At 47.5% G+C, this 6539-nt stretch carries 4 protein-coding genes; 2 read left to right on the top strand and 2 right to left on the bottom strand.

Annotated elements, in window-relative coordinates:
- Nucleotides 1-246: 246 nt before the first annotated feature.
- Entirely contained in the window at nucleotides 247-2208 is a 1962-nt protein-coding gene (acs, locus tag L0J61_RS08145) for an acetate--CoA ligase (RefSeq protein WP_301465951.1), read from the bottom strand.
- A gap of 475 nt (nucleotides 2209-2683) precedes the next feature.
- Between acs and L0J61_RS08140 the strand changes: the two genes are divergently transcribed.
- Entirely contained in the window at nucleotides 2684-4000 is a 1317-nt protein-coding gene (locus tag L0J61_RS08140; RefSeq protein ID WP_301465950.1) for an NAD(P)/FAD-dependent oxidoreductase, read from the top strand.
- A 113-nt stretch (nucleotides 4001-4113) separates the two neighbouring features.
- Nucleotides 4114-5091 (top strand): pirin family protein, encoded by a 978-nt coding sequence (locus tag L0J61_RS08135; protein ID WP_301465949.1) that lies wholly within the window; start codon nucleotides 4114-4116, stop codon nucleotides 5089-5091.
- A gap of 208 nt (nucleotides 5092-5299) precedes the next feature.
- Here the strand turns inward: L0J61_RS08135 and L0J61_RS08130 are convergent, their stop codons facing one another.
- Nucleotides 5300-6403, bottom strand: a complete 1104-nt coding sequence (locus L0J61_RS08130; protein WP_301465948.1) for an alkene reductase — start codon at nucleotides 6401-6403, stop codon at nucleotides 5300-5302.
- Between the last annotated feature and the right edge of the window lie 136 nt (nucleotides 6404-6539).

Below are 6539 nucleotides of genomic sequence, written 5' to 3'. Positions count from 1 at the left end.
ATCTATTTAGCAGCGACGATTATCCATTTACGGTAATTGTCAACACACCCTAGTATTTAATCAAAAAAAATCAGTACGTGGTAGACAGTACAAGTACATATGATATTGAACGTTTAAAACCACAAGATATCAATATCGTCTACGTAAAAAAGCCATGCTATTTTGAATAACATGGCTCTTCTGGGCACTCACTCGTGCGCGTTGCTGCAGTGGTTAGTGGTGCAGAAACACCCGTAAAAACGCAAGCTATTTTCGGTTTGCAGCTTTGACCACTTCGACCAAATGGTTGATCACCGAGCTGTCTGCCAAGGTCGATAAGTCACCCAATCCAACATACTGCCCTGCTGCAAGGTTTCGCAGGATACGGCGCATGATTTTTCCTGATCGGGTTTTGGGTAGTGAATCGACGACATGAAGCGCATCCAAATTTGCAATCGGTCCAATTTCATTGCGCACATGTCGGTTCAACTCCGCTTTTAGTGCTTCCGTTGCTTCTTCACCTGACTTTAAGATAACAAACGCACAAATCCCTATGCCGCGTATTTCATGCGGCATACCGACGATGGCTGCCTCAGCTGTCGCTGGATGCGACACCACTGCACTCTCAATCTCAGCCGTCCCCAGACGATGACCTGACACATTGAGCACATCATCGACGCGACCTGTGATCCAATAGTGTCCATCTTCATCACGCTGCGCGCCATCGCCCGTGAAGTAGTAGCCTGGATAATCCCTAAAATATGTCTCTAAAAAACGCTCATGATCGTTATAGATCGTGCGCATTTGCCCCGGCCAACTACTATTAATCACCAAGTTACCTTCAGCAGAGCCTTCTAAGACCTCACCATCGGTATCGATGATTTCTGGTTTGATGCCATAGAGAGGATTCATTGCCGCTCCTGGCTTGAGTGCGACCGTACCCGGTATGGGTGCTAATAAAATACCGCCATTCTCTGTCTGCCACCAGGTATCGACGATTGGACACTTACCACCGCCCACGACATGATAGTACCAGTCCCACGCCTCTGGATTAATCGGCTCACCCACTGTTCCGAGCAGACGCAAGCTTGTGCGATTTGACTCATGGATAAAAGCATCGCCTTCCTTCATCATCGCCCGAATCGCCGTCGGTGCTGTATACAAGATAGTCACACCGTGCTTGTCGATCAAATGACCGACACGTGCCCATGTAGGATATTCTGGTATCCCTTCAAACATCACTGTCGTCGTACCGTTGGCAAGCGGAGCATACGTTGCATAAGTGTGACCAGTAATCCAACCAACATCAGCCGTACACCAGTAGACATCATCGTCTTTGACATCAAACACATCTCGAAAAGTAGAGAGGGCATAAGTGATGTAACCACCAGTCGTGTGCAGCACGCCCTTGGGTCTACCTGTTGAGCCAGAGGTGTACAGTAAAAACAGCGGATCTTCCGCATTCATCACTTCAGGCTCGCAGTCTTCTGACTCACCGTCAACGATATTATGATACCAAACATCGCGTCGACCACTCATCGGTACAGAATTCCCGGTACGATGAACGACAACGACTTTTTCGACACTGTCAGTGCCTTCCATGTCTAGTGCTCGGTCGACGTTGGCTTTGAGCGGTGTGTGTTGATTGCCACGCAAACCTTCATCGGCTGTGATGACGACCTTTGACTGACTGTCGACCAAACGATTGCCCAAGCTTTCAGCGGAGAACCCACCGAAAACGACGGAATGTACCGCACCGATGCGAGTGCACGCCAGCATCGCAACCATGGTTTCGGGTATCATTGGCATATACAGCGTCACTCGGTCGCCTTTTTCGACCCCAAGCTTACGTAGTGCATTACCTAAGCGACAAACCGCGCCATGCAACTCTTTAAATGATATGATTTTGTGCAAGGATGGATGATCACCTTCCCAGATAATGGCGGGCTTGTAAGGATTCTTTTTCAGATGACGATCAAGACAGTTGACAGAAATATTCAGTTGGCCGTCTTCAAACCACTTGATCCGAAAATCGTTCAAATTATAATTAACATCACCAATCTTGGTAGGTTTTTTGATCCAATCAATCAGCTCGGCGCGCTCTGCCCAAAACTCGTCGTTGGCGGTCGGTGAGGCGATTGACTGCTCGTAAACGTCACGGTATTGTTCGGCTGTGGTGTTGGCAGCGGCGGTGAACTCGGCCGCAATGGGAAAGGATTGCTGCGTCATAATATTCGTCCTTTTTTTAATTATTATGACCTGTAAGACAACCTCTCACGGCTGCCTGCACAGGGAATAAGAGTCATCTTCCATAACGTCTGACACTTAAACTCAGTGTGACAAATAAGCAGAATGGTTGCAAGGCATCACAACCATTCATAACAATTTTACAGCACAATTGTATACTTTATAGCTCATGGTAAAATTAGCTTTGATTTGATTCAGCCTTGATAAAGTCAAACATGAAAACCACACGACATATCGCCCCTATTTGGTCCTTGTAACCGGATATGAAATATGGACAATAGCTACACCATAAATACTGAGCCTGACCATCACGCTCATCTGCTGCTTCTTTTACCACAAAGATAAGAGAACGCTTTACCTGTTAACGCTTTATCCGTCGATGACCGCTTTGCTGACTGTTTTTTAACCTCGTTTTTTCAACCCTGTTTTTTTAACCTTATTATTTTATGAGACCACCATGAGTAACCATCGCCATGCATTACCAATACCTCACTATGATGTTATCATCATCGGCGCTGGTGCGTCGGGGCTGTACTGTGCGCTTACAGCCGGTCGCCGAGGTCGTCGAGTGTTGGTGTTAGACCATGCCAATAAAGCGGGCAAAAAGATTCTTATGTCTGGCGGCGGGCGCTGCAACTTTACCAACTATTTCGTCGAGCCTGAGCACTTCCTCGGTAGCAATCAGCATTTTTGCAAGTCTGCACTCAGTCGTTATCCTAGCTGGGAGTTTATCGGCATGGTAGAAGCGCACAACATTCCCTATCACGAGCGCGAGCACGGTCAGCTGTTCTGCGATGACTCTGCACAAGACATCCTCGCGATGCTCCTTGATGAATGTACGGCGGTGGGTGTGCAAGTAAAGCTAAACACAAAAGTCCAAACTGTTGAAACGGTAGAAAATGATACAAACACCCGATTTGAATTAGCCACCACCAAACAGCTCAGTAAAAAAGAAAAGCAAGCCAGCCAAGATACAGGCAGTCCGACTGAACGACCACCAACCAACTATCGCTGCGAGTCATTGGTCGTGGCAACTGGTGGGCTTTCTATCCCAACGCTTGGCGCTAGTGGCTTGGGTTATGAACTGGCCCAGCAGTTTGGTCATACCCTCATCACGACAGACGCAAGCCTCGTACCATTTACTTTTACCGATAAGATAGGCGAGCTGATACGTTCTTTATCTGGTATCAGTCTGCCAGTCATCGCCAGTAATGAGCGCATTTCGTTTAAGTTGCCTTTGTTATTTACCCATCGTGGTCTCTCCGGTCCGTCTATGTTGCAACTGTCAAACTACTGGCATACCGGAGAAACCATCAATATCAACTTACTGCCTGATGTTGACGTGAACGCGCTCTTACTTGCTCACAAAGCATCACATCCTAAGCAGCTGATTCGCACCGTGCTAGCCGACCACACTGACAGTGGTGAGGATGGTCACAAGCTACCTAAAAAACTACTGGCCGCGCTGCAAACCCATCTATGGGACGACATCAAAGACACTGAACTTGCTAATATTAAAGACGAGCGCTTGCATGAGCTTGGTGAGACGCTAAATGGTTGGCAGCTAAAACCTTCTGGCACTGAAGGCTACCGCACGGCTGAAGTAACTCGTGGCGGTATAAAAACCGACGAGGTATCTTCAAAAACCATGCAAAGCAATTTGCAAGAGGGTTTATACTTCATCGGTGAGGTACTGGACGTCACAGGCTGGCTGGGCGGCTATAACTTTCAATGGGCTTGGGCCAGTGGCCATGTCTGCGGTGAAGTGGTCTAAGAGCTACAGGCCAAGTGACTGTGATAAAAAGCTAAGCAGGATATAAATGATTCAAGATATAAAATAACTGAACGCCGTTTTATATTTTAACGTTATTTTTTATGAGGTGATACATGCGTCCGATCAAACATATTCATGGTGATGAAGCACCGCACTGGGTAGGCGACGGCTTTTATGTAAAAACCTTAATCAACCATCTCAACGATGATGCCAATTTTAATTATAGTCATACCGATCCATTTTTATTATTTGATTATGGCATGCCGACGACCTTTGCCCCAAACCCCGATTATAAGACGCAGCCGCACGGCATCGGGCTGCATCCACATAAAGGTTTTGAAACCGTCACCCTCGCTTATCAAGGTGAGATTACCCACGCAGACTCGACCGGTGGTCAAGCGGATATCCTAGAAGGTGATGTGCAATGGATGACTGCTGGACGAGGTATCCTGCATGAAGAGTTTCATTCTCAGAGCTTTGGGCAGCGTGGCGGGGTTTTCAGTATGGTGCAGATGTGGGTAAACCTGCCAAGCACTCACAAACTCACCGCGCCTAAATACCAAACCATCAAACGCGCAGATATGCCTATAGTTGCGTTGAAGGAAAATACTGACGACCAAAAATCCATCGGTACCGCAGCGATTATCGCAGGTGACTGGCAAGGCGTGACAGGAATCGCCGATACTTTTACACCCGTCAACCTGTGGGATATCGCCATACATGACGCAGGAGCGACAACACTACTGGTACCCAATACCCATAATACGCTCATGCTAGTACAAGAAGGTGAGGTGTTGATCAATGACACAGAGGTCAGCGCTGGTAATTTGATTCAGTTTGCTGCGCCAACGCAACAGCGTACAGATATACCTGCTGGGCAAGCACCAACTAGCGACAGTATTAAACTAAAACTGGTCGAACCAGTAAACACCTCTGACGAGCCAGCACCTACTACGCCTGTCAAACTGCTATTACTCAGTGGTGAGCCTATCGGTGAGCCAGTCGCAGGTCATGGTCCTTTTGTCATGAACACCCAAGAAGATCTGCGCCAAACTTTTCGCGATTATCAAACAGGCAGATTTGGTGAGTAAATCGCGTCTATCACTTTCTTAAGCACACAGCTACCAATGCCAAAACATGAGTGTTCATTGCCTCATGACTTTCAACCATAAAAAAGCCGCCCTACTATGATAGTAAGGCGGCTTTGTCGTGCTGTATAGGCATTGGCAATATAAACATTAATAACTGCGCTGTTGGACTTTTACGCTTTTACCTTTTTTATTAGGCTGGTTACTGGGCTTATTTTTCCGCCAAAAACGGATAATCAGTGTAGCCCTCTGTACCTCCACCATAGAAAGTTTCTGGATGCTGCTCGTTTAGCTCAGCACCCTCACGGATACGCTCTACCAAATCAGGGTTGGCAATATAATCGCGTCCAAAAGCCACGGCATCGATATAGCCTGCTTCAATGTTTTTTTCCGCTTTCTCAGCCGTATAACCACCAGCAGCAACAATCATATTGCCAAAAGCATCACGGATACGCTGACGGAAGCCATCCGTGTACGGCGTACCACCCGCCCAGTCAGGCTCTGATAGATGCAGATACATCAGACCACGGTCGTTGATTTTCTCGATCAGCCAAATATTATCATCTTCCTCGTAGCCTGCTTCGACACCATTAAACGTGCCTTGCGGTGAGACGCGAATACCAACATGATCGGCATCCCAAGCTTCTACACAAGCATCGATGACATCAAGCATCAAACGCGCACGATTCTCACGGCTGCCACCATATTCATCATCACGCTGATTGGTCTGCTCTACCCAAAACTGATGCAGCAAATACCCATGAGCACCATGAACCTCTACCCCGTCAAAACCCGCTTCTTTCGCCTGTTTGGTGGCTAGGGCAAAATCTGCAATCACTTGTTTGATTTCTGCCAGCGTAGCTGCTCGCGGTGGTGTGGTATCGACACGAATCGCTAGGTCATCGCTATCACGAAGCGAGGTACGCACTGCCACTTTGACATCTGAGGCAGAGATAGGCGCTCTGCCCTCTGGCTGTACACTCTTGTGCGATACCAATCCAGTATGCCATAGCTGTACGACGATTTTTCCGCCTTTGGCATGGACATTATCGACGATGGATTTCCAGGCAGTCGTCTGATCTTGGGTGTGAACACCTGGTGCGCCAGCGTAGCCTTTGCCCTGAAAAGAAACCTGTGTCGCTTCAGTAATCACCAGACCAGCACTAGCACGCTGCGAGTAATACTCTCCAGCAAGCGCGGTCGGTACATCTCCAGGCTCAATCGCTCGCAAACGCGTCAGCGGCGCCATGAAGATACGGTTTTTTAGTGTTTGAGCGCCCATCTCGATAGGTTCAAATAAATTATCCTGTGCCATGTTATGCCTTATTTAGTTTTTAATTGATTGGTTGTAGGATAGGTTGATGTTCATTATTATTTATCAACCTGTTCAATAGCAGATGAACTACCCACTACCTTAGAGGTAGGGGTTTCTTAGGTAATGCTCATACTTG

The sequence above is a fragment of the Psychrobacter sp. genome, from assembly GCF_030457785.1.
In the GTDB taxonomy this organism is placed as follows: Bacteria; Pseudomonadota; Gammaproteobacteria; order Pseudomonadales; family Moraxellaceae; genus Psychrobacter.
This window is presented reverse-complemented; position numbering and strand designations above follow the sequence as displayed.

What these genes read in the sequence shown, in the direction of transcription:
- acs (WP_301465951.1), bottom strand. Translation starts at nt 2,208, where the DNA reads ATGACGCAGCAATCCTTTCCCATTGCGGCCGAGTTCACCGCCGCTGCC.
- L0J61_RS08130 (WP_301465948.1), bottom strand. Translation starts at nt 6,403, where the DNA reads ATGGCACAGGATAATTTATTTGAACCTATCGAGATGGGCGCTCAAACA.
- L0J61_RS08135 (WP_301465949.1), top strand. Translation starts at nt 4,114, where the DNA reads ATGCGTCCGATCAAACATATTCATGGTGATGAAGCACCGCACTGGGTA.
- L0J61_RS08140 (WP_301465950.1), top strand. Translation starts at nt 2,684, where the DNA reads ATGAGTAACCATCGCCATGCATTACCAATACCTCACTATGATGTTATC.